Origin of the sequence: Erwinia sp. HR93 (assembly GCF_034555055.1) — a bacterium.
Lineage (GTDB): Bacteria > Pseudomonadota > Gammaproteobacteria > Enterobacterales > Enterobacteriaceae > Apirhabdus > Apirhabdus apintestini.
On sequence record NZ_JAXUDP010000001.1, the window covers coordinates 3,583,630 to 3,606,001 of the forward strand.

The window sequence follows — 22,372 nt, forward strand, 5'->3', positions numbered from 1 at the left end:
GACGGTCAGTCCCTACAGGCGCCCATAGCGATCCCGAAACCGGACAATGTCGTCTTCATCAATCCACGCGCCGGTGCGCACCTCAATCAGATGAAGCGGTATTTTCCCCGGGTTTTCCAGGCAGTGCGTCACGCCGAGCGGGATATAAACCGACTCGTTTTCACTGACCAGCTTCACCTCATCGCCGATAGTGACCCGCGCGGTGCCGGCAACTACAATCCAGTGCTCCGCCCGGTGATGATGCATCTGCAGCGACAGCCCCTCCCCGGGCTGCACGGTGATCCGCTTCACCTGATAGCGTTCGCCCGCGTCAATCGAGTCGTATTTCCCCCACGGGCGATAAACCTCCCGGTGAATATGATGCTCGTGGCGTCCCTCGCCCTTCAGGCGCTCAACCACGTGCTTCACTTCCTGTACCCGCGCCCGGTCGGCTATCAGCACCGCATCCTTGGTCTGTACCACCACCAAATCCTTCACCCCAACGGTGGTCACCAGCCCGGATTCGGCATACACATAGCTGTTCTCGCTGTCGTGGCTCATCACATCCCCGTGATGCACATTGCCCTGCGCGCTGCGTTGACTGATTTCCCACAGCGATGACCAGGAGCCAACGTCGCTCCAGCCGGCGTCAATCGGTACCACCACCGCATCGGCGGTTTTCTCCATCACCGCGTAATCCACCGACTCATCCGGGCAGGCCAGAAACGCCGCTTCATCCACGCGAACAAAATCTAAATCTGGATCGACCGCCGCCATCGCCTGCTCACAGGCGCGCAAAATATCCGGACGGAATTTTTCCAGCTCTTCCAGATAGCGCCCGGCGCGAAATAAAAACATCCCGCTATTCCAGTAATATTCGCCGCTGGCGACGTATTCTCTGGCGGTGGCCTGGCCCGGTTTTTCCACAAAGCTTGCCACCTGAAACGCGGGTACTTCCGCCCGCTGCGCGCAGGTATCCCCGCGTCGGATATAGCCATATCCCGTTTCCGGCGCATCGGGCACAATCCCGAAAGTGACCAGCTTGCCGCACTGCGCCAGCGGTAGCGCTGCGCGCACCGCCTCGCGAAACGCATCCTCGTTTTGAATCACATGATCGGCCGCCAGCACCAGCATCAGCGGATCGTCCTGCGGGCTGCTGCGCCGCGCCGCCAGCGCCGCCAGCGCAATCGCCGGGGCGGTATTGCGCCCCGCCGGCTCCAGAATAATATTTTGAGTAAGCCGGTTAAGCTGGCGCAGCTGTTCGGCGACGATAAAGCGGTGCTGCTCATTGCAGATAACTACCGGGCTTTCACAGGCCACGCCGTTCAGCCGGTTGACCGTGGTCTGCAGCATTGTCATCTCACCTTTCAGACGAAGGAACTGTTTGGGATAGAGCACCCTGGACAGCGGCCAAAGCCGGCTGCCCGTTCCGCCGGCCATAATCACCGGATAAAGCTGTGACTGACTCATTGGTTAACCTCACTCCTGCCAAAGACCTGCCATAAAAGGGACGGCCAGCGCGCTGGCGAAACGTTTGTTTTCAGCGCTGTCGCGCCGTTTTTTCCGCTGTCCCGGTTTTATCCCGCGCGGGCCGTAGCGCTGCGATATCGGCCATAAACTGCTGTAGTACGCGCGTTTTATTCAGCGTGCGCTCCGCGTAACCCTGCGCCACCGCGTTGGGCTTCGGCATCGCCAGACACTGCGCTATACCCTGCGCTAACGCATCGACGGACTCCGGCTCTACGCATACGGCAATCCCGGGATACGCCGCGCACACTTGCCCCAGTTCCGTTGACGCCTCTGCGGTAATCACCGCATTGCCGCCTGCGGCTAAAATATTGGTGAGCTTGGACGGCAACACCGCATCCGCCGCGCCGCGCCGCTGAATCACCAGATGGCAGTCCGCCAGACTCAGCAGCGCCGGTAAATCCTCGGCGGCCTGCAGCGGTAGGAAAGTGATATTGGTTAACCCCTGCTCCGCCACCATTTTTTCCAGCCGCGCCCGTCCGCCGCCCTGCCCGACAATCACAAACTGCAGCGGCGCATCGGCCATACGCCCGGCGACGGCAATCACATTCTCCAGCCCCTGCTTCTCGCCGATATTGCCGGAATACAGGGCAATACGTTTTTGCGTCGATAACCCCAGCCGCTCGCGCAGCGCTGCGGCGGCCTGCGTCGTCACCGTGCGAAAGCGTTCGACTTCCGACCAGTTAGGGAAAAACAGCGTTCGCTGCGGCGCCACGCCTTTTTCAATGGCTTTTGCGATCATTGAGCGGGAAATCGTGGACACACAGTCAACGCCGAGCAAATTGCTGCGCTCAAAGGCCGCCGCCAGCCGCGCGGCAGGCCCCCGCCGCCCGGCCATTCCCAGCCCCACCATGGCGTCCACTTCATAATCCTGGATGTGTAACACGGTGCGCGCGCCGCACAGCTTCGCCAGCAGGCGCATCCCCGGGGTGCAAAACAGCGTCGGCACCACGCTGATAATGCAGTCCGGCCTCCAGCGGCGCTGGGCCAGCAGCGGGAAGAAAGAGCTAATCGCAAAGCTGCCAAGATGAAATAAACGCTTCAGCGTCGAGGGGCGGGCTGGCACATACAGCGGGCAGCGCCATACGGTAACGGCGCCCGGCTCTTTGCGATAAGCCCACGCCTTCCAGCCCCGGTGGACCTGCCACTCGGGATAGTAAGGCGGCGCGGTCACGACCCGCACCTCGTGCCCCTGCTCTGCCATCCACTGCGCCATCTCACCGGTATACTTGCCGGTTCCGGTGAGTTCCGGCGCATAGTTGATCCCGTAGATGAGTACTTTCATAGCCCGGGAACCTCACTGCGACGCTCGGCGAGAAAATACGCGCGGCTGTTGTCGTGCACGTCCAGGCTCGCGACCAACCGTTCGGCGCTTTGCCAGCGATACGCGCTGTGCTGATGCTCCGGTAGCGCCAGGGTTTCGCCGTTCACGCGCAGGCGGAAAGCCAATACCACGTAGTGCGTCGAGAACGCCGCCTCAGAAAAGTTATCCTCGTAGAAATGCTGCCAGACGCCGTAGAACTCGCCGTCTTGCCAGCAGATACGTTGCCCCAGTTCCTCCTGGGTGAGCCGGGAAAAGGCGCGCTCCAGCGTCTCGTCTTTACGCACTCGCCCGCCGGGTACAAACCAGAATCCCTGCGCCGGGCGGTTATTTCGCCGCCCCAATAAGCACTCCCCGCGCGCGTTTTCCACGATAAAATCGAGGGAGATCAGCGGCGTCGACCGAACGACGGTGGAAAAATCCTGCTGGCTCAGGTACATGATTACCTCCGAAACCGGCGCTGGTTATTCAGGAACCACTGCCAGGTACTGGCCAGCCCCTGCTCCAGCCCGACTTCGTGATACCAGCCGAGGGCGTGCAAACGGGTGACGTCCAGCAGCTTGCGTGGCGTTCCGTCCGGCTTGCTGGCATCAAACACCACGCGACCGCGATAGCCCACTACCTGCGCCACGGTCTGCGCCAGCTCGCGAATCGTGCAGTCCGTGCCGGTACCCACATTAATATGCGATAACATCGGCTCGGTATGGTCTTCCCACACCTCTTTGTCCAGCTCCATCACGTGGATGCTGGCGGCCGCCATATCATCCACGTGCAGAAACTCCCGCATGGGCGTACCGCTGCCCCACACCACCACCTCCGGCGCATTTTGCTGCGCCGCATCGTGAAAACGGCGCAGCAGGGCCGGGATCACGTGGGAGTTATCCGGATGAAAGTTATCTTCAGGGCCGTATAAATTGGTCGGCATAACCGAGCGATAGTCGCGGCCGTGCTGGCGGTTATAAGATTCACAGAGTTTAATGCCAGCGATTTTCGCCACCGCATACGGCTCGTTAGTCGGCTCCAGCGCGCCGGTCAGCAGCGCCTGCTCTTTGATCGGCTGCGGCGCCAGTTTCGGATAAATACACGATGACCCGAGAAACAGCAGCTTATTCACGTTATTAGCGTGCGCCGCGTGGATAACGTTGCTTTCAATCATCATATTTTCATAGATGAAATCGGCCGGATAACTCTGGTTAGCAATAATGCCGCCCACTTTGGCCGCCGCCAGATAGACGCTGTCCGGGCGGGTTTGCTCGAAAAATGCCTGCACCGCGCGCGCATCCAGCAGGTTTAGCTGCTCCCGGGTGCGTAACAGCAGCTCAACGTCATCGCGCTGCGCAAGCTGGCGCACCAGCGCGGAACCCACCATGCCGCGGTGACCCGCGACAAAAATACGTTGCTTGCTCATCTCAGGACTCCAGCGCGATGGCTACCTCGTAGCCGTGAGACTTCAGCAGCGAGTGCTTTTTCGCCGCTTCAAGATCGTGCGCGACCATTTCCGAGACCATTTCCTGCAGCGTAATTTCCGGCTTCCAGCCCAGTTTTTGATGCGCTTTATCCGGGCAGCCGAGCAGCGTTTCTACCTCGGCAGGCCTGAAGTAGCGCGGGTCGACGGCAACGATAACGTCCCCCGGGCGAACGCCAGGCGCATCGTGTCCGGTTACCGATACCACAATGCCTTTTTCATCGACGCCGGTACCTTCAAAGCGCAGCTTAATCCCCAACTGCGCCGCTGCCATCGATACGAACTGACGCACCGAATACTGCACGCCGGTGGCGATAACAAAATCGTCAGGCTGCTCTTGCTGCAGCATCATCCACTGCATTTTTACGTAATCTTTCGCGTGCCCCCAGTCGCGCAGGGAGTCCATATTGCCCAGGTATAAACGCTTCTCCAGCCCCTGAGCGATATTGGCGATGCCGCGCGTGATTTTACGCGTTACAAAAGTTTCCCCGCGACGCGGAGACTCATGGTTGAAAAGTATGCCGTTACAGGCATACATGCCGTAGGATTCGCGATAGTTGACGGTTATCCAGTAGGCATAAAGCTTTGCCACGGCATACGGCGAGCGCGGATAAAACGGCGTGCTCTCTTTTTGTGGAATTTCCTGTACCAGCCCGTACAGCTCAGAAGTGGACGCTTGATAAAAGCGGGTTTTCTTTTCGAGCCCGAGGAAGCGAATCGCCTCCAGCAGGCGCAGGGTGCCCATTGCATCAACGTCCGCCGTGTATTCCGGCGACTCAAACGACACCGCGACGTGACTCATCGCGCCGAGGTTATAGACTTCATCCGGCTGCACTTCCTGCAAAATGCGGGTCAGGTTAGAGGAATCCGTCAGATCGCCATAGTGCAAATGGAACCTTGGGTTGCTGGCATGCGGGTCCTGATAAATATGATCTACCCGCTCGGTGTTAAACGAAGAAGCGCGGCGTTTAATGCCGTGGACTTCATACCCCTTTTCCAGCAGAAACTCCGCCAGATAAGAACCATCCTGCCCGGTTACGCCCGTGATGAGAGCCACTTTACTCATGTTTGCTTTTCCTCTGTTAAATCCGATTGTCCCCGAGGGTGACGCATTAACCGTAAAAGCCATCCTCTCTGGCGTGAACGCGCGGCTTTACCAGCGCACGCTGCCGGCCGTACCTGGCCTCGTAGCGGGAAGCGCCTGCGCGCCACAGATCCACCGCAGTGAATCCTTCCCATCCCGGGCGTGAGCGCCGCGGGGGGTATTGCTGGTATCAGGCTCGATTGATAGCGGGTTGCGGCGCGAGTGCGCTGCGCGCCCGGTATGGCCGCGCCGGATTGCCGCGGCACAGGCTATTTTCCGGCAGCGAAGCAAATACGCTGCTGCGCGCGCCTACTACCGTAAAGTTGCCGATACTGACGCCCGGCGCGACAAACACATCCGTAGCCAGCCAGCATTTCTCACCGATAATCACCGGCGCAGCGGTAATATCAAAATGGCGCTGTAAATAGTCATGGCTGCCGGTGCATAAATAACATTTCTGCGATACCACTGAATTTGCACCAATAACAATATCGCCCAGCGTATATAACACCGCGTCATCTCCAACCCAGGCATAATCGCCAATGGTTAATTTCCACGGATAGGTAATTTTTACCGACGGACGAATAATTACGCCTTTGCCAATACGAGCCCCAAATAACCGTAATAAAAAAACCCGCCAGCGGTAAAATAGTTGAGGAGACCAGGAAAATAAGGTTGCCTGTACCGCCCACCACAGTTGTACTTTAATAGGGTGCCCGCCCCGAAAGCCTTTCGGCACCGAGAAACCATTTAATTCCTGCATTGTTATTCCTGCCGTATAGTCATTACGCCTTATTGTATAAGGCCTTTGCTTTATTTGTTGTTCGCAGTCGTAACTGGTATGAAATTTCCACTAAGAAACCGGGAATACGTAATATTTTTCGCTGAACTTTTTTCGCATCCCGACACAGATCATAATTATTTGAAGTGGAAATCCCGCCCATTGAAAATTCAGACACCAGGCCCGGCAGGCGCTTAAATGAATAGCCAGCTTTATACATTTTTGCCGCCAGCGCATAATCAGAATACACCTTATACTGTAAGTCATAGGGATATTTTTTCAGGCCTGAAACCGGGAAGAATATCGCCTGATGGCTGGCGGGAAGACTGTGATAAATATACCAGCCGCGCTTTGCGCTGCGGCGTATTTTATGCCCGCCGCCAAAGTCGAGTAGCGCATCGCCAATATACATTGCTTCATTATTTTTTTGCCGAGCTAAATAGCGAGTGGCTTCGGTTATTTCCGTATGAAAAATATCGCCGGAATTTAGAAAAATAGCATAACGTCCGTTTGCCATGGCGATACCTTTATTCATTGCGTCGTAAAGGCCGCTGTCCCGCTCGCTGACAAAACGCAGTCCATACTCCCCGGCGTGCGCGGCCAGGAACTCTGCGGTGCCGTCCTGCGAGCCGCCATCGATAACTATCCACTCAAAATCAATATGCTCCGCCAGCGCGAGATTGGCCAGCGACTGCCAGGTTTTTACCACCCCGTCATAATTATTCCAGGCGACGGTAATCACACTCAACAAAACCATATTTGGCCTCACAGTGAATCCGTTATTTTTAATGCTTTACGCAAAATAAACGGACAGACAATCAGGAATGCGTATTCGGGGCTAAATATCGATCCGGTGAAAAAAAGTGAAATCGGGGTAAACAGCCATAACTGCACACGAAAGTTCTGGTTATTACCAAAAGCGCCGCGCGCCATTTTTACCACCCGCACCAAATACCAGCCTGTTAACAACACCGCAAACCATGAAAAATAAATAATTAACAAGTAAAGGCCATTGTCTATGGTTTTTCCGACATTAGCACCGTTAAAGATTCCGAATGATGCCACATATTCGTAAAGAGAGCCGAAACGAACCACACCGTCAATATGAGTCAAGGAATATCCAACCATCACTAATGGGCCAATAATGCGATAATAGGAAGACGACCCTTCGGTACCTAAATCTCCAATTCGCGCTGAAATATAGGGAAACGCTACCATTAACCCAATAATAAATACGGTTAATGAGATAATCGCCAGCGGCAATCTCTTCTTCAATGCGCGTTTATTTAAATATTGAAACCCCCATTCCAGCAGATAGAACAGAATAAACGTCATAACCCCAGAGAATGACCCGGAAAGAATAATCCCAACCAGAATCATAGCATCAGCCTTTGGAGTTTTGATGCCAAACTGTTTTATACACAGCCAAATTGAGATTAATGCCAGAGCAAAAAAAGCGGGCTCAAAATAAAGCGCGGTAGTTCTTTTCCCGCCGAATTTAATAAAATTCAGTACATAGCTATTACTGTAAATCAGCAATCCAGAAATTTTCTCAATCAGCCGGCTTCCGCCAGTTAGTATAATCTCCGCCATTTCTAATCCGGCCAGCAAAACGATAATGCCCGTCACCAGATAAAATGCGCGCAGTATTTTTTTATAATTTCGCGGCGAGATGGTTTTAAAGCGAATACTCCAGGTCATACCAATAATAATGACGATATACACGAATAGCATTGTCGAGGTCACATACTTACTGGTATCCAGCGACTGACCAAATACATAGTTAAACAGCGTCAGCGCTAACCCTATTCCTAGCGCAATCATCAGCTTTTTCAGGCTAATACGCGCAGTAAATAGCAGTAAAATAAGCGGTAAAAAAGTGACCACCGTGACGGGGAAGCTTCCGCCCAGCGAAACAATTTCTACGTTGACCAACAGATAAATAAGCGGCAGCAGCAGATAGCTACAGACCCTGATAGAACCTGACATACTCCTCCAGCATCTGTTGTCCACTATAGGCTTCGCGCGCCTGCGCCTTAAAACTCGCCAGACTGCGGCCAAAGATGGCATCCGCGAGCCGTGATTTAGGGAGCTGTGCCCAGGCCACCGCCTGCGCAGCGCCGCAGGTTTTGCCACCGGTTTTCGCCAACACCTCCCGCGCCGCGTCGCTGTGCGTGGCAATCACCGGCACGCCGATAGACAGCGCCTCGCATAAAATCAGCGGGTAGTTGTCTACCCGCGAGCTAAACAGCAGCGAATCCATTTGATTGAGTCGGCTCATCAGCGCCTGCTTATCGGTAATAAACCCGTGATTAACCACGTTGTCGCCGCTAAAGGGCGAGCTTTTCCCAAAGGTATGCACCTCTACACGCTCGCCGAGGGCGATAATTTCACGCACCAGCCGCTGGTCAGTTTTCCCGTCGTAGCGCAGGTCGTGCGCCACAACGGCGATTTTAGGCCGCTGCCCCTCAGCTTCACGCTCAGGGAGCGTTGACAAAATCGCTTCGGTGGAGATATCAACGCCGTTATTAATCACCTCACAGCGCCCTGCGCCGTAGAGCAAATTGAACGCCGCCGCCACGTGCTGGCTGGGGGAGATAAAGCGGCAGTCGAGCGCCAGCAGCTGGCGAAACAGCGCCCGCTTCGGCGCGACCTCGCGCACGGCGCGGTCAATTTTCACCGGCGGATAATTATCCAGCGAAGGGCACTTTTTACAGCCATCGCGCCAGCCCTCGCAGCCGTCGGTAAACGCGCAGCGCCCGGTCACGCTCCAGTGGTCGTGCAGAGTCCACACCAGTACCGCATCCGGGCGCGCGCGCTTCACCCGCTGGCAAAATCGCACCACGCTCTTAAAACTGAGCCAATAGCTGTGCAAAACATGAAAGTGCAACGCCACCGGCCCCTGCGCTGCAATGATCTGCGGGTAAAGGGCGTTGAGGTGACCAAACAGATCGCGGTTGACGACCCGAAACAGCGCCATATTCATCATCGCGGTGAAACGCGGCGTATGCTTTTCCACGTGGGAAATACGCGCGTGGCTTTCGCTTTGCTTGCCCCCTTTACCGTACCCGTAAATGAAACGAGACCGGATACCCTGGCGTAAGGCGCGCTGATGTAAATCCAGCGCCACGCCCGCGGCACCGCCCTCCGCCAGCCGTACATTAAATTGCAGCACGTTCATCGAATCACCTTTATCTGCGCCTTAGGCCCGGTGACCAGCGCATTATCCGGCACGCTGTCCAGCACCACGCTTCCGGCGCCTATCGTGACGCGATGGCCGATGGTGATATCACCGATAAGAATGGCGCCGGCGCCCAGCTCCACCCCGTGCCCAATCCGCGGGCAGGCCAGCGAATCCGCGCCGCGATTGCCGATAGTCACGCCGTGGCGAATCACAAAATCGTCCCCCGCCACCACATTTTTATTAATCACCACCCCGTAGCCGTGATGCACGGTGAAGCGCCGCCCAATCGTGGCAGCGGCCTGGATTTCATAGCCAAACAGGCACTCCGTGACCAGCCGGTACAGCACAAGTAGCGGCGCGGCCCACAGATTATTGATGCGCCATTTTTTACGCTGCACCGAGCAAAAATGCGCAACCCGATAGGCAAAAACCATGCAGCACGGTCGCAGGCTCCAGCCATTGGCGCGAAAATCTTCCAGCAGCATCATTTCCCCCGCAGCCCGTTAACCAGCCGTTTCGCGTTGCGCAGCGTTAACAGCGTCATCTTAGTGCGCAGGTTCATAGGCTTATTGCGAATTTGGTACAGCGTAAAGAGCTGATATTTCTTACTGGCCCGATCGAATTTCTCTTTATGCTTGCGGTAGAAGTGGAAATAACCGGCAAATTTTTTAGGCGAGGTGGTTATCTGCATTTCGCCGTGATTGATATGTAAAATCTGCGTCGCATCTTCCAGTTTCCACGGCTCGCCGAATTCGCACACCATGCGCAGGAAAATGTCATAGTCCTGCGCGGCCTTCAGCGTTTCATCAAATAGCACGGCCTGAAAGCGCCACGCGTAGCTGAACACCTGGTTACCGACGATATTTCGCTTAAAAAACAGTTTGCGCGACCAGGTGGATTTGGGATAAAGCGGCAAACTGGCGGGCTGCGCGTAGACCTGCCCTTCACACACATAATCGTTGGCGTACAAAAACGCGTGCTTTTCGAGATGCTGCCGGTTTTCCAGAAATCGCGACAGCCGGTACGGCGTCCATTCGTCGTCATCGTCAATGCCGGTAATATATTCGCCGCGCGCAGCGCGGATCGCCTGGTTGCGCACCGCACAGGCGCCGGTATTTACCGCATTATGCACATAGCGCACGCGGGGATCGGCGAGCCGTTCAACGAATTGCGCCAGTTGCGCATACTCAGAGGAACAGTCATCTACAATAAATAATTCCCATTTATCATAGACTTGGCGCAATACCGATTTAATTGCGCGTATCGCAAGCTGCTGACGATTCCACGTCGGCATATAAATAGAAACCAGAGGGCGGTCATGAGCGCTCATAGAGTAACGTCCCCGATGTTGGCAACAGAATCCGGAAGATAGATGCCCGGCGCGGCCCAAAGCAGCGCTGAGTTATCAATGGCTTTCCGATGTATATTCATAGGCGTAGTAGCCGTAATCCTGATAGCTGGATGCACGTCGGAAAATGGAGTTGAGGATAACGCCGCGTACCGTAATCCCGTTCTGCGCAAAGCGTCCGAGACTGGTTTCCACTTCTTTGAGGGTATTTTCCGCGTAGCGCGCCACCATCAGCGTGGTGCCGGCCAGGCGTCCGACCACCGCCGCATCGGTAACCGCCAGAATCGGCGGTGTATCAATTAACACCATGTCATAGTGGGCGCTCGCCCAGTTCACCAGCGCCGCAAAACCTTCGCTCATCAGCAGTTCAGAGGGATTGGGTGGAACCTGGCCGCGCGGCACCAAATCAAAACCGGAGATAGTCGTTTTATGCACGCAGTCGCCTATTTCGCACTGCCCTGCCAGTAATCCCGACAGTCCGTGGCTATTCGCAGTACCGAGAAGTTCATGGGTATAGCCTTTACGCATATCGCAGTCGATCAGCAATACGCGTCTGTTAGTCTGACTGATCACCGCCGCCAGATTGGCGCATACAAACGTTTTACCGATGGCCGGGCTTACCCCCGATAGCATCAATACATTGTTGCTTGCCTGCATCATGGCGAAGTGCAGGCTGGTGCGCAGACTGCGGATGGCCTCAATGGCCAGGTCGGTCGGGTTGCCAATTGCCAGTAGCTGGCTCTGCTTCGTGCGTTTCTCGCCTTTCACTACCTTGACGGTATCCCGCTCTTTTTGCCACTCGGAGAGCGGGATGCTGGCGTACACGCTAATGCCTGCTTCTTCAAGCACCTGCGTGCTTTCGATGCCACGGTTAAACAGTGAGCGAAGTAATACGCCGACGACCGCCAGAATAAACCCCAGCATGACGCTGCCGGCGATAATCAGCGCCGTTTTGGGCTTCACGGCGCCGGGCTGGGTTATCGCAGAATCCACGATACGCACATCGCCAACGGTACTGGCCTCGGTAATACGCAGTTCCTGCTGTTTATTCAGTAACTGCATATACACCTGCTGGCCGGACTCCACGTCCCGCGTCAAACGCACAATCTCCTGCTGCGTTTGCGGCATATCGGAAATGCGGGTATTCAACTGCCGCTTTTCATCTTCCAGCGCCCGGCGTTTTTCCAGCAGAGTGCGATAGGCGGGGTGACGTTTGGTGTACAGCTTAGAAATCTCAGCCTCTTTAAACGTCAGTTCATTAAGCTGCGCATCAATATTGACCACGGAGTCGAGAATCGACTTAGCCTCCAGCGGTAAATCAACGGAGTCTTTTTGCTGCCGATACGCATTCAGTTTATTTTCCGCTTCATCCAGCCCGCTGCGCACTTCAGGCAGTTGTTTATCGAGAAACGCCAGGCTGTGCGAGGCCTCTGCGGACTTGCGCTCAACGTTCTGCTGCTGATAATTACGGGCGATGGTATTCAGGATTTGTTTAATTTTATTGCGATCCTCGCCGGTAAAAGTCAGCGTCAATACGCCGGTATCCTTGCCGTTTTCCGCTACCGCCAGATTGCTTTGTAACGACCGGATCGTGCCAAGCGTTGAATATTTTCTAACGCTAAACTGGCTTCCTGCCCGGGCGTGGATAGCGTCAATATTCATGCTCACGCCGCTGTAGTGCAGGGTTTTTCCGGTTTCCCCCCGCGCGCTGAATCCGTCGTCGTTGCTTAATTCATAATGGCGGGAATCAATAACCCTGACGTGCCAGCCGCCGCCGGCCATGCCAACGGGCACAGAAAACGCCGTTACGTTAAGGCTTTCATGCGCTCGCCCCATCAGGCGCTCCCACCCGGCGCCCAGCACTGGGAACGTCTCTTTCTCAACGCCAATATCCAGCCCGAGATCGTCAACGGTTTTTCCCAGCACCAGCCGCGACTGAATCAATTGTATTTCCGCGTCCGCGGCCGGCGGTTTGTTGCTAAGCGCGCTGTTAATATTCTGTACCAGGGAACTGCTAGAATCCTGCTCGATTTGCACCAGCGCATCGGCGCTGTAGATAGGCGTCGCGAACAGGGCATACACCGTGGCCGCGGCGGCAAACAGCGCCGTAATCCCTAAAATCCACCAGCGCGATTCCACCAGGGTGCCAATCAGGCGGCCAATATCGATTTCATCACCGCCGTCAGAGTGTCGTACATGTTCTGTCATGATTATCCCTGCTGTGCTGTCAGTGCCTGCGCCCATTGGCGGGCAGCGTTATCGAGAAGGCCGTACACTGCTTCAAACGCCTCGCGGCTTTTACGCCATGGATCCGGAATTTCTTGTTCCCGATCCCAGTGGCCAAACAGCATGACTTTGCCGCGCATTTCCGGCGCCATATCGCATAGTGTCTGGATATGGCGCTTTTCCATGGTCAGAATCAGATCATAACGACGGCACATACTGCCGGTTAACTGACGGGCGCGGTGCCCATCCAGAGACAGACCGTGCTCTGCAGCTACCGCCCGGGCGGTGGCATCCGCCTCTTTGTCCGCCAGCGCCGCCAGCCCTGCCGAATCTACCGTAATGACAGGGTGATAATGCGTTAACAGGCGCTCCGCCGTAGGCGAACGGCAGATATTACCCACGCAAACCACTAAAATTTTATTGAACATAAGCGCTTTACCAGTCGTTATTTTTAATATCCACGGCCGTATCGGTCATGTATCGAATTCCGCTGATGGTAGGTAGCAGTTGGCTGACCAGACGATTCCAGCGCGATACCGGCGCGGTGGTGACATACACCACGTCATAGGGCTGCAGGCGGAATTCCGTCGCCATCACCAGCGACGTGGCATCGGACATATCAAGCTGATAAATATTGGCTATCTTGCCGCTGCGATCCCCTTTCAATGGGCGTAGCACGAAAATACCGCTAGCGTTTGAGGTTGTGAGATCCAGGCCTTCCGCCTGGCCCAGCGCTTCGGTAAGCGTCATGCCGCTAAAGTCCATCTTCAGCGTGCTCTGTTTTTTCACCTCGCCCATCACAAACACTTTCAGGTCGTCATTGCGCGGCACGAACAAAATATCGCCCGGATACAGCAGCCGGTTCTGACTTAAATCGCCGTTTTGCATCAGCGCCTGCAGCGAAATGCGCTGTTCGCGCCCGTTATGGGTCAACACCACATTGCGCCAGTCGGCGTTGTCCGTTAGCCCACCCGCGGCGTTAATCGCATCCAGTACGGTGAGGGGGACATTAGTAATCGCCTGCTGGCCGGATTTTTGCACCTGGCCCGAAATATAGGCTTTCTGGGAACGGAAGGCGGCGATATTCACATCAACCTGCGGGTCCGCGATATACGCGGCCAGGCGCCCGGTAATGTCGCGGCGAATTTGCGCCAAAGTTTGCCCCTGCACCCGCACTTTACCGATATAGGGATAAAATACCGTACCATCGGCCTGTACCCAGTTGCCGGTATCGCTGGAGCTACGGTATTGCCCCGCCGGTGTGGTTAACTCAGGGTGATCCCAGACGGTGACATTCAACACATCCCCCGGGCCAACCCGATATTCATAGTGAGAAATATCCGCATCCAGACTCTGGTTAGGCTGTGCGATATTCGGGCGTGGGCGTAGTTGTTCAATCAGGCGCGGAGTTAACGGATATACATTCACCATTCGATTGAGAGAAACATCCGAATCCTGCTGTTTAATCACATCTTTACCAAGCAATGAGATATTGCTACCTGGAAATACCGTGCAACCACTCATTAAGGTTAACGATGCCACTAATGGCATTAATTTAAATTTGGTTTTCTTCATTGAATATTTATCACTATGGCTAAGGCATGATCCCGTATTGAAATAAGCACCGTCCACTAACGCGCTGAACAGGATGCGGATTTTAGTGACAGAATAAAAATAGAACCATTCTGAAAGTTATTAATTCCGAAGTAAGCCGTAAATAAACGTAGAATGGATAGATACTTCATCTACGCTACCGCCCCTGGCTTGACAGTTACCACACAACTGAACTCATCTAACTATTTGTTTAAATGGAAAATTAGATAACCAACGTTACAGCCATTAAATAGAAAACGATTTCAAATAAAACACTCTATATTATTATGGGTTTAATTTACTTCAGCGCAGACATGTAAATTACCGCAAAGATTGTTACAGCTAACATCAAGACAGGCAAGGCAGGGAATAGAATTACAGACTTTTTTAAGAATAATATTAATCACACAATTTCTTAATTTTAAGAATATCTTTATATTGACTAACTAAACTCACATTAATGAATCAAGACTCCCTATCATTCATAGAAAAATATCCTTCACCAGGATATTTATTTAAAATAAATGCCGTTAAGTTAAATATTACACTTCGTAAATATAGGGTCTAAACGATGCATCAGTATCATTAGCAAAAACTTAATTTAAGATTATTCGCAAACAAAAAATACCCGCTCATTTATTAATGAATAATAATGGCATCTTCGAGATTTTTATTAACGGCCGGATGGCGACGAGGCGCGGCATGCAGGGGTTCAGGGGTTCAGGGGTTCAGGGTTCAGGGTTCAGGGTTCAGGGGTTCAGGGGTTCAGGGGTTCAGGGGTTCAGGGGTTCAGGGGTTCAGGGGTTCAGGGGTTCAGGGGTTCAGGGGTTCAGGGGTTCAGGGGTTCAGGGGTTCAGGGGTTCAGGGGTTCAGGGGTTCAGGGGTTCAGGGGTTCAGGGGTTCAGGGGTTCAGGGTTCAGGGTTCAGGGTTCAGGGTTCAGGGGTTCAGGGGTTCAGGGGTTCAGGGGTTCAGGGGTTCAGGGTTCAGGGTTCAGGGTTCAGGGTTCAGGGTTCAGGGTTCAGGGTTCAGGGGTTCAGGGGTTCAGGGTTCAGGGTTCAGGGTTCAGGGTTCAGGGTTCAGGGTTCAGGGTTCAGGGTTCAGGATTGCAGACACGGGGCGTACGCGAATAATGGATAAAATCGCCAACTGGATCAGACATAACCGCCCGCTTGACAGCAACGCACTGCGCGGCCCCGAATACAATTTAGTATCCCTACCCCGCAAAGCGCGGCATTAATGGCCACAGGCGGTGCCACAAAACACGTTCCCGCCTATTCCACGGCGTTTCAGACCAATGCGTTCAGCCGATGGCCGTGACGATTGACGATACGCACGCCGTTTTCCACCCGCAGAAACCACAAGGCAGTAAGGATTGCGCCAGTGAGGTCGGCTATCCCTCGCTCTGGATATAGACGATTCCCCGTTCCCTTCCGGGCTCGCGTCGGGGGTTGATATATACTCAACGGTGCGCCTTCCACTCATTAAAGGTCATATTTACATTATGGAATGGATAGCCTCGCCCTCTATTTGGGCCGGACTGATGACGCTTATCGTACTGGAGCTAGTGCTCGGTATCGACAATCTGGTTTTTATTGCCATCCTTGCTGAAAAGCTGCCAGAAGCTCAGCGCGATCGGGCGCGAATCGTCGGGCTACTGCTCGCCATGCTGATGCGCCTGCTACTGCTGGCATCTATCTCATGGCTGGTAACGCTCACAAAACCGCTATTTTCATTTGCCGCGCTAAGTTTTAGCGCTCGCGATCTGATAATGCTTAGCGGCGGTTTTTTTCTTATTTTCAAAGCAACGGTCGAACTTAATGAGAGGCTGGAAGGGAAAGACAGTGAAAATCCCGCCCAGCGGCGCGGCGCGCGTTTTTGGGGCGTGGTAGCACAAATTGTCGCGCTGGACGCTATCTTTTCTCTGGACTCGGTGATAACCGCCGTCGGCATGGTGGATAATCTTGGGGTGATGATGGCAGCGGTGGTCATCGCTATCGCGCTGATGCTTATTGCCAGCAAAGCGCTGACTCGCTTTGTCAACGCCCACCCTACCATTGTGATTTTGTGCCTGAGTTTTCTGCTTATGATTGGCTTCAGCCTGGTCGCTGAAGGTTTTGGTTTCCCTATCCCAAAAGGTTATCTCTACGCGGCTATCGGTTTCTCGGCGATCATTGAAGCATTAAACCAACTGGCGATGTTTAACCGACGCCGCTTTTTATCGGCCAATCAATCTATGCGTCAGCGCACCACGGACGCGGTTATGCGCCTGCTCGGCGGGCGCAGGGAGCCCGCCGAGCTGGATACTGAGACGGCCTCACTGGTCGCCGATAGCAGCAGCGACGACGGCGCGGTATTCGCGCCTCAGGAGCGCAAAATGATCGAGCGCGTTCTTAGGCTCAGTCAGCGCACCGTCGGCAGTATCATGACGTCTCGCCACGATATTGAACGCGTCGATCCCGACCTCCCGGCGTCCTGTTTACGTGAGCTGCTAGAAAAAAATCAGCATACTCGTATCGTGGTCAACGATCGGGAAGACCATCTGTTGGGCGTGGTACACATTATCGATCTGTTACATCAGTCTATGCGCGGCGATGCGCTGAATTTGCGCGAGCTGGTGCGCCAGCCGCTGGTGTTTCCGGAAACGCTGCCGCTGCTGTCGGCGCTGGAACAGTTTCGCAGCGCGCGAACGCATTTCGCCTTTGTCGTCGATGAGTTCGGCTCCATTGAGGGCATCGCGACGCTGAGCGACGTGATGAAAACTATTGCAGGCAGCCTGCCAACCGAGGCGGAAGACGTTGACGCGCGCTACGATATTATTCACAGCGCGGACAATAGCTGGACGGTTAATGGCCGAATGCCCCTTGATGTGCTGGTGCACTCCATTCCCCTGCCGCTGGACGAGAAACGCGGCTATCACACGCTGGCCGGTTTACTAATGGAACTTCTTCAGCGGGTACCCGGCGCTGGCGAAGAAATCACTATCGATAACTGGCGTCTGCAAACGCTGGAAGTCGATAATCACCGGATACAAAAAGTCCGCATAACGCAAATAGTCCTTCCGGATTGCCAGCCCGAGGACACACCAGCGACAGAGAGCTCCGAACAACGCTAATCGGGCGCAGCCGGCGTAAAATTCACTAACGCCGGTAAGCACAGTGCCGCGCGGTGCAGGATAGCGGGTGCAAGGTGCAGGGTTTGTAGTGGCACAGTAAATTTGGCCACCTGATTAAAGGTGATATTCTCACTTCAACACAAAACAGGTGACTGAATAAACAAGAAAACTAAGCGTACTTTCACCCCTGAGTTCAGGCTGAAATGTGCACAGCTGATTGTTAATAAAGGCTACTCATATCGACAAGCCAGTGAAGCGATGAAAGTCGGCTCTACCCCCCTTGAGACCTGGGTACGTCAGTTCAGGCAAGAGCGTCAGAGTATTACGCCCTCTGCGAAACCCATTACCCCGGAGCAGCAGCGTATCCGCGAGCTGGAAAAGCAGTGCGCGCCCGGTGAGCGTTAGTAAGGTAAAAGCCGCAGAGCTGATAAAAACGGCCCCGTCATCTTACCGCAAGTCAGGCATCAATAATGGATGAGGGGTTATCGCAATAATGCGTACAAATAAGGTTAAACGATAAAGCCCCGGTGCGAAAAATACCGCATCGGGGCTTTACACCATAACCCCTTCCGATCAATGTGCTTTCAATAGTTCCTGCACATCTTTCGCTTTCCGATTGTCTGGATTGCGCTCGGCCCACTCTTTTAAGCGGCGTTTAGCCTCATCCTGCAGACTATCGCGCAGCGCGTGATCCATATTCAGGCTATAGCTCAGGCTCTGCCAGCCACCGTAGATCCGCAGTGGAATATCGGCGGCCTTAAGTTTATCAACCAGCGCTTTATCGCCCTGCCAGCCGCCGGTAACGCGAACGTTAAACGTTGCGTCACACTGCTCTTTCACTAAATCTAAAACGCCGCTGCCGCCAATCGCCAGCCGGGATGAGCGCCCTGCCATTTGCTCCAGCGTAAGTTTGCCGCTATCAAGCCGGGCCCGTGCGGAAAATTGCTCCATCGCGGTGGCGTTATCATCGTCCTCTGGCCCGGAGATATCATTATGTTTACTGGCGACGGCGCGCTGAATTAACTGCAATACGTTCAACCCATCCAGCCGTGAATTCGCCAGATTAACGCTGGCGTCACCGCGCCAGCCGCGGCGAAACGCATTAGCATCTACCGCGTCGCCGTTAAACTGCCCTTTCAGACTCAACAGACCTGAAATCGCCAGCGGATAATCAAACGCCTTCAGCACGGGTGCGATTTCAATGCCCGCGACATCCGCCTGGAATTCCGCGTGAGGCTGCGCGCTGCGCGCGTCGACTTTACCGGGTAATGAAATCCGCCCTCGCCCCAGGCCGCCCTCAAGCTGGGCTACGGTAAGCACTCCGTCCTTATTCAGCATTTGGGCAGCGACATTACTAAAATCAAGCCCGCGCCAGCGTAAATTACGCAGCGTGAAATGCGCCTCCCCGTCAAACGACTGCAGCGCGCTATAGTGTGGCAGATCGCTATTGTTGGAAAACACCGGACGCGGCTGCTGGCGTTCGCCAGCGTCTGTATCTGCGCTACTCATGGTCGGCGCACGGTCGAGCAGCGCATCCAGATTCAGGTTGTCCGAAGCGAGACTTACGTCCCAAACCGGCTTATCGCCCGGTAAAAAGCTGACCGAACCGCTAAGCTGGCTATCATTTGCAGACAGCAGAAGATCGGTTACGCTCAGGCGCTTTGCCTCTTCATCCCACAGGGCATTTAACGAACCGGAGCCTTTAATGCCCTGGCGCGGAAACCCTGCGCCATCGAGCTGATAATCAAACCGGTCAACGTCCATACTCAGCGTGCGGGGATAGTCGCCGGCATCCAGTCCGCCTTCAAAATGCAAAACCAGGTTACGCTGATCGCGCGCCACCCGCCCGCTAAGTGAAATCTGGGCCTGACGATGGGCGTCCTGCGTCATCTGCAGATTAATATCGCGCACCGTGACCTGCTCTTCATCAGCGTGCTGAAACACCAGTACGCTATCGGCCACTTCAAGGCGGCCGATATCAAACGACCAGCCGCGCTGCGCTTCTATTGAGGCGTGCGAAGCGCCTGGCGCGACCGGCGCATCGCCGGGCGTGCGCTCCTCGCTTTGCGGCGTAAGCTGAATGACGCCTTTCTTCAGCATCACCTGCTGTACTTCAAGGCGATGAGACAGCAGCGGCAGCAGCGCCACGTCCAGGCGCATATTATCTGCGCTGACCATTGGCTGGCTGGCGCCGGGCGCCGTCAAAGCCATGCGACCGGTCAAAATACTTAACTGCGGCCAGACGTGCCAGCGCAGCGGTCCTTCAAGTTTTAGCTGATAGCCGCTGCGCTGCTCAACGTTACGCACCATGTAATCGCGGAAATCATTAGGATTAATGAACAGCACCAGCGCGGAAAAACCGCAAACCAGTACTACAAGCAGGATCATCAGCGTGGTTAAAAGTCGTCTCATGGGGTCCTCACTGGCGGCGGCGCGGATTAATCCTTATCAATACGGCTGGCGACAGCGCCTTGCTGGTCGCGATACTTTGCGTCCTGCCGTCGGTTATAAGGGCGCGCAGCTGGCCCGGAAAGCGGCTCGAAGCTTAGCGCGCCGATAAGCATGCCCGGGCGCAGCGCCAGCGGTAATTTCCCGGAATTATAAAACTCCAGCACAATGCGCCCGTGCCAGCCAGGATCGATTCGATGCGCCGTTACGTGCACCATTAGCCCCAGGCGCGCCAGCGACGACCGCCCGTCCAGCCAGCCGACCAGATTATCGGGCAACGTCACCGACTCCAGCGTTACAGCAAGCGCCAGCTCGCCCGGATGCAGGTAAAATGCATCGCCCTCGGCAAGCGTGATTTCATCGCTCATCACCCTGTCGAGCGCCGCGCTGACTTCATCTTTGGGGCCACTCAAATCGATGAATGCCGCCGTATGGCCGCTAAAAGTACGAAATTGATTGCCCAGCCGCACATCGACAGTCGCGCCATTGATGCGATCGACCGGAGGACGCGGAGTAATAGCTAACCGGCCATCATCCAACCAGGCCTCAATATCGCGGTCACACAAACGCATCGCTCACTCTCCTTATTGGCTTAACTTTACTTACCTTGCCACAGCCCCAAATAGATAACCACGCTACGGCGAAATAAACGGAAGACGGCGCGCATTTTAGCGAATCGCCGACGTTATCACTCAAAAAATTGGCTAATTTTAGCCTTCAGAATATCGATAGCGATTCGATTTTTACCGCCGCGCGGTACGATAATATCCGCGTATTGTTTAGAAGGGTCAATAAATTGCAGAAACATGGGGCGAACAGTTTTCTGATACTGAGCCATCACGGAGTCCATCGAACGGCCGCGTTCGTTAACGTCGCGTTTAATGCGTCGCATCAGGCAAATATCCAGCGGAGTATCCACAAAAATAGAAAAGTTCATTTCCTGACGCAGCCGGACATCGGTCAGCAACAGAATCCCTTCCAGGATAATCACCTTTTTAGGCTTCATCGGAACCGTTTTGTCCGTGCGCGTATGCTCGCTGTAACTGTAGACCGGCAAATCAACGCTTTGGCCTTTTTTTAGCATTTGTAAATGCTGAAACAGCAGGTTGTGATCCATTGCATTCGGATGGTCGTAGTTGGTTTTGATCCGCTCTTCCATGGAAAGATGCCCCTGATCTTTGTAATAACAATCTTCAGGAATAACACCAATATGCTCATCACCTACCTGTTCACGCAGTTCACGGTAAAGTGTACTGGCGATAAGACTTTTCCCTGACGCCGAGGCGCCGGCGATGCCAATGATGACGCACTGATGAGACTTGTCAGTCATAAAATAAACGACCTGATTCTGCTGATAATGTAAGGAAGGGTGGCGCCAGAGCGCCGGACGCGGCAATTATAGGGATTTCCCCTCGTCGATACCAGCCAAAAGCGCGTCTACACCGCCTCACACTCGGGACGCCAGCCGTCGGTATTCCAGATGTGTAATAACGCATAACTGCGCCACGGCTGCCAGCGCGACGCATAGCCTCGGGTTTGCGCCGGTGTCATCCCCGCAAACCGCTGTTTCACCAAATAATCATCGGCGAGAAACATATCCGGCGCCTGCCAGCCGCGCAGCGCGTAATAGCAGGCGGTCCAGCGACCGATCCCGGGCAGCGCCATAAGCTGTTTAAGGCCGGCGTCAATGTCCTGCGGTGCCTGCAGCGGAAAAGCCCCCTGCAGATGCAGACGCGCAAGGTGAATAATCGCTCTCGCCCGCATGAGCGGCATTCCCAGCGCTTTTAATGCTTCCGGCTCCAGCTCCGCCAGCCGCCCGGGCGCAGGGAAAAGTCGCATACCTGGAAATCCGCTTAACGGCTCGCCCCAGGCCTCGACCAGGCGGGCGGTTAAGCGCGCCGCCATCGCCACGCTAACCAGCTGCCCCAGCACGGCGCGTATCGCCTGTTCCCAGCCATCGATACAGCCCGGCAGGCGCAATCCGGGGCGCGCGGCGGCCAGCGGCCCAAGCGTTTCCAGCATTGCCTGCGGATTAAGCGAGAGATCCAGAAACCGGGCAATGCGCGCGCCCAGCGCCGTCTCTTCGCCAGCCAGATCATCACTCAGCGTCACCTGCAGCGCGTTTTCATCCGGGCGATGCGCAATGGTTATCAGCCCCTGCGCATTGCCCGAGGTTACGATGCGGCTGTAATGATTTTCAGCGCACAATTCCAGCCCGTGCACCGCGCGGGCGCGTAAAAAACTCAGCATCCACGCCCAGTCATAGGGCGGCTGGTAGGTTAACAGCAGCGTATTCATTATTT

At 54.8% G+C, this 22,372-nt stretch carries 21 protein-coding genes and 1 pseudogene; 4 read left to right on the forward strand and 18 right to left on the reverse strand.

Annotation, left to right across the window (positions count from 1 at the left end; all coding sequences use genetic code 11):
- Window positions 1-12: 12 nt before the first annotated feature.
- The 5 genes from cpsB to gmd all read right to left on the reverse strand — a co-directional run bounded on the left by cpsB (window position 13) and on the right by gmd (window position 5,358).
- Complete coding sequence (gene cpsB / locus SFA31_RS16755; protein WP_322839001.1) at window positions 13-1,449, reverse strand: mannose-1-phosphate guanyltransferase; 1,437 nt, start codon at window positions 1,447-1,449, stop codon at window positions 13-15.
- 70 nt (window positions 1,450-1,519) lie between these two features.
- Window positions 1,520-2,791: a WcaI family glycosyltransferase gene (locus SFA31_RS16760; RefSeq protein ID WP_322839002.1), complete on the reverse strand. Its 1,272-nt coding sequence runs from the start codon at window positions 2,789-2,791 to the stop codon at window positions 1,520-1,522.
- The gene (locus SFA31_RS16765; protein WP_322839003.1) at window positions 2,788-3,267 is read right to left on the reverse strand and encodes a GDP-mannose mannosyl hydrolase; all 480 of its coding nucleotides are present in this window, start codon (window positions 3,265-3,267) and stop codon (window positions 2,788-2,790) included. The genes SFA31_RS16760 and SFA31_RS16765 overlap by 4 nt, the downstream gene beginning before the upstream one ends.
- 2 nt (window positions 3,268-3,269) lie before the next feature.
- On the reverse strand, window positions 3,270-4,235 hold the full coding sequence (gene fcl / locus SFA31_RS16770) for a GDP-L-fucose synthase (RefSeq protein ID WP_322839004.1): 966 nt from the start codon (window positions 4,233-4,235) through the stop codon (window positions 3,270-3,272).
- A 1-nt stretch (window position 4,236) separates the two neighbouring features.
- Window positions 4,237-5,358 (reverse strand): GDP-mannose 4,6-dehydratase, encoded by a 1,122-nt coding sequence (gene gmd, locus SFA31_RS16775; protein ID WP_322839005.1) that lies wholly within the window; start codon window positions 5,356-5,358, stop codon window positions 4,237-4,239.
- Between gmd and SFA31_RS16780 the strand changes: the two genes are divergently transcribed.
- A complete protein-coding gene (locus tag SFA31_RS16780) occupies window positions 5,357-5,542 on the forward strand; it encodes a hypothetical protein (RefSeq protein WP_322839006.1) in 186 nt (61 codons plus the stop codon). The genes gmd and SFA31_RS16780 overlap by 2 nt on opposite strands.
- 24 nt (window positions 5,543-5,566) lie before the next feature.
- Here the strand turns inward: SFA31_RS16780 and wcaF are convergent, their stop codons facing one another.
- The 9 genes from wcaF to SFA31_RS16825 form a co-directional block, all read right to left on the reverse strand.
- Entirely contained in the window at window positions 5,567-6,139 is a 573-nt protein-coding gene (gene wcaF, locus SFA31_RS16785) for a colanic acid biosynthesis acetyltransferase WcaF (protein ID WP_322839007.1), read from the reverse strand.
- Window positions 6,140-6,161: 22 nt separating this feature from the next.
- Entirely contained in the window at window positions 6,162-6,914 is a 753-nt protein-coding gene (wcaE, locus tag SFA31_RS16790) for a colanic acid biosynthesis glycosyltransferase WcaE (protein WP_322839400.1), read from the reverse strand.
- 8 nt (window positions 6,915-6,922) lie between these two features.
- On the reverse strand, window positions 6,923-8,146 hold the full coding sequence (wcaD, locus tag SFA31_RS16795; RefSeq protein ID WP_322839008.1) for a colanic acid polymerase WcaD: 1,224 nt from the start codon (window positions 8,144-8,146) through the stop codon (window positions 6,923-6,925).
- Complete coding sequence (locus tag SFA31_RS16800; protein ID WP_322839009.1) at window positions 8,121-9,338, reverse strand: glycosyltransferase; 1,218 nt, start codon at window positions 9,336-9,338, stop codon at window positions 8,121-8,123. Before SFA31_RS16800 ends, wcaD begins: the two co-directional genes overlap by 26 nt.
- A complete protein-coding gene (gene wcaB, locus SFA31_RS16805) occupies window positions 9,335-9,823 on the reverse strand; it encodes a colanic acid biosynthesis acetyltransferase WcaB (protein ID WP_322839401.1) in 489 nt (162 codons plus the stop codon). The genes SFA31_RS16800 and wcaB overlap by 4 nt, the downstream gene beginning before the upstream one ends.
- A 2-nt stretch (window positions 9,824-9,825) precedes the next feature.
- Window positions 9,826-10,671, reverse strand: coding sequence for a colanic acid biosynthesis glycosyltransferase WcaA (gene wcaA, locus SFA31_RS16810; protein ID WP_322839010.1), 846 nt, complete (start codon window positions 10,669-10,671; stop codon window positions 9,826-9,828).
- Window positions 10,672-10,746: 75 nt separating this feature from the next.
- Window positions 10,747-12,897, reverse strand: a complete 2,151-nt coding sequence (gene wzc, locus SFA31_RS16815) for a tyrosine-protein kinase Wzc (protein WP_322839011.1) — start codon at window positions 12,895-12,897, stop codon at window positions 10,747-10,749.
- A 2-nt stretch (window positions 12,898-12,899) separates the two neighbouring features.
- Window positions 12,900-13,343: a low molecular weight protein-tyrosine-phosphatase Wzb gene (gene wzb / locus SFA31_RS16820; protein ID WP_322839012.1), complete on the reverse strand. Its 444-nt coding sequence runs from the start codon at window positions 13,341-13,343 to the stop codon at window positions 12,900-12,902.
- Window positions 13,344-13,350: 7 nt separating this feature from the next.
- Entirely contained in the window at window positions 13,351-14,490 is a 1,140-nt protein-coding gene (locus tag SFA31_RS16825) for a polysaccharide export protein (RefSeq protein ID WP_322839013.1), read from the reverse strand.
- Between the two features lie 660 nt (window positions 14,491-15,150).
- Between SFA31_RS16825 and SFA31_RS16830 the strand changes: the two genes are divergently transcribed.
- From SFA31_RS16830 to SFA31_RS16840, 3 genes and pseudogenes are all read left to right on the forward strand, one after another.
- Window positions 15,151-15,639, forward strand: a complete 489-nt coding sequence (locus tag SFA31_RS16830) for a hypothetical protein (protein ID WP_322839014.1) — start codon at window positions 15,151-15,153, stop codon at window positions 15,637-15,639.
- 371 nt (window positions 15,640-16,010) lie between these two features.
- Window positions 16,011-17,621 (forward strand): TerC family protein, encoded by a 1,611-nt coding sequence (locus SFA31_RS16835; protein ID WP_322839015.1) that lies wholly within the window; start codon window positions 16,011-16,013, stop codon window positions 17,619-17,621.
- Between the two features lie 156 nt (window positions 17,622-17,777).
- Window positions 17,778-18,005: pseudogene (locus SFA31_RS16840) on the forward strand (transposase); the annotation flags it as partial.
- A gap of 189 nt (window positions 18,006-18,194) precedes the next feature.
- Here SFA31_RS16840 and asmA read toward each other — a convergent pair.
- The 4 genes from asmA to alkA form a co-directional block, all read right to left on the reverse strand.
- The gene (gene asmA, locus SFA31_RS16845; RefSeq protein WP_322839016.1) at window positions 18,195-20,033 is read right to left on the reverse strand and encodes an outer membrane assembly protein AsmA; all 1,839 of its coding nucleotides are present in this window, start codon (window positions 20,031-20,033) and stop codon (window positions 18,195-18,197) included.
- 26 nt (window positions 20,034-20,059) lie between these two features.
- The gene (gene dcd / locus SFA31_RS16850) at window positions 20,060-20,641 is read right to left on the reverse strand and encodes a dCTP deaminase (protein ID WP_322839017.1); all 582 of its coding nucleotides are present in this window, start codon (window positions 20,639-20,641) and stop codon (window positions 20,060-20,062) included.
- 116 nt (window positions 20,642-20,757) lie between these two features.
- Entirely contained in the window at window positions 20,758-21,399 is a 642-nt protein-coding gene (gene udk / locus SFA31_RS16855) for a uridine kinase (RefSeq protein ID WP_322839018.1), read from the reverse strand.
- Window positions 21,400-21,506: 107 nt separating this feature from the next.
- The gene (gene alkA / locus SFA31_RS16860; protein ID WP_322839402.1) at window positions 21,507-22,367 is read right to left on the reverse strand and encodes a DNA-3-methyladenine glycosylase 2; all 861 of its coding nucleotides are present in this window, start codon (window positions 22,365-22,367) and stop codon (window positions 21,507-21,509) included.
- Between the last annotated feature and the right edge of the window lie 5 nt (window positions 22,368-22,372).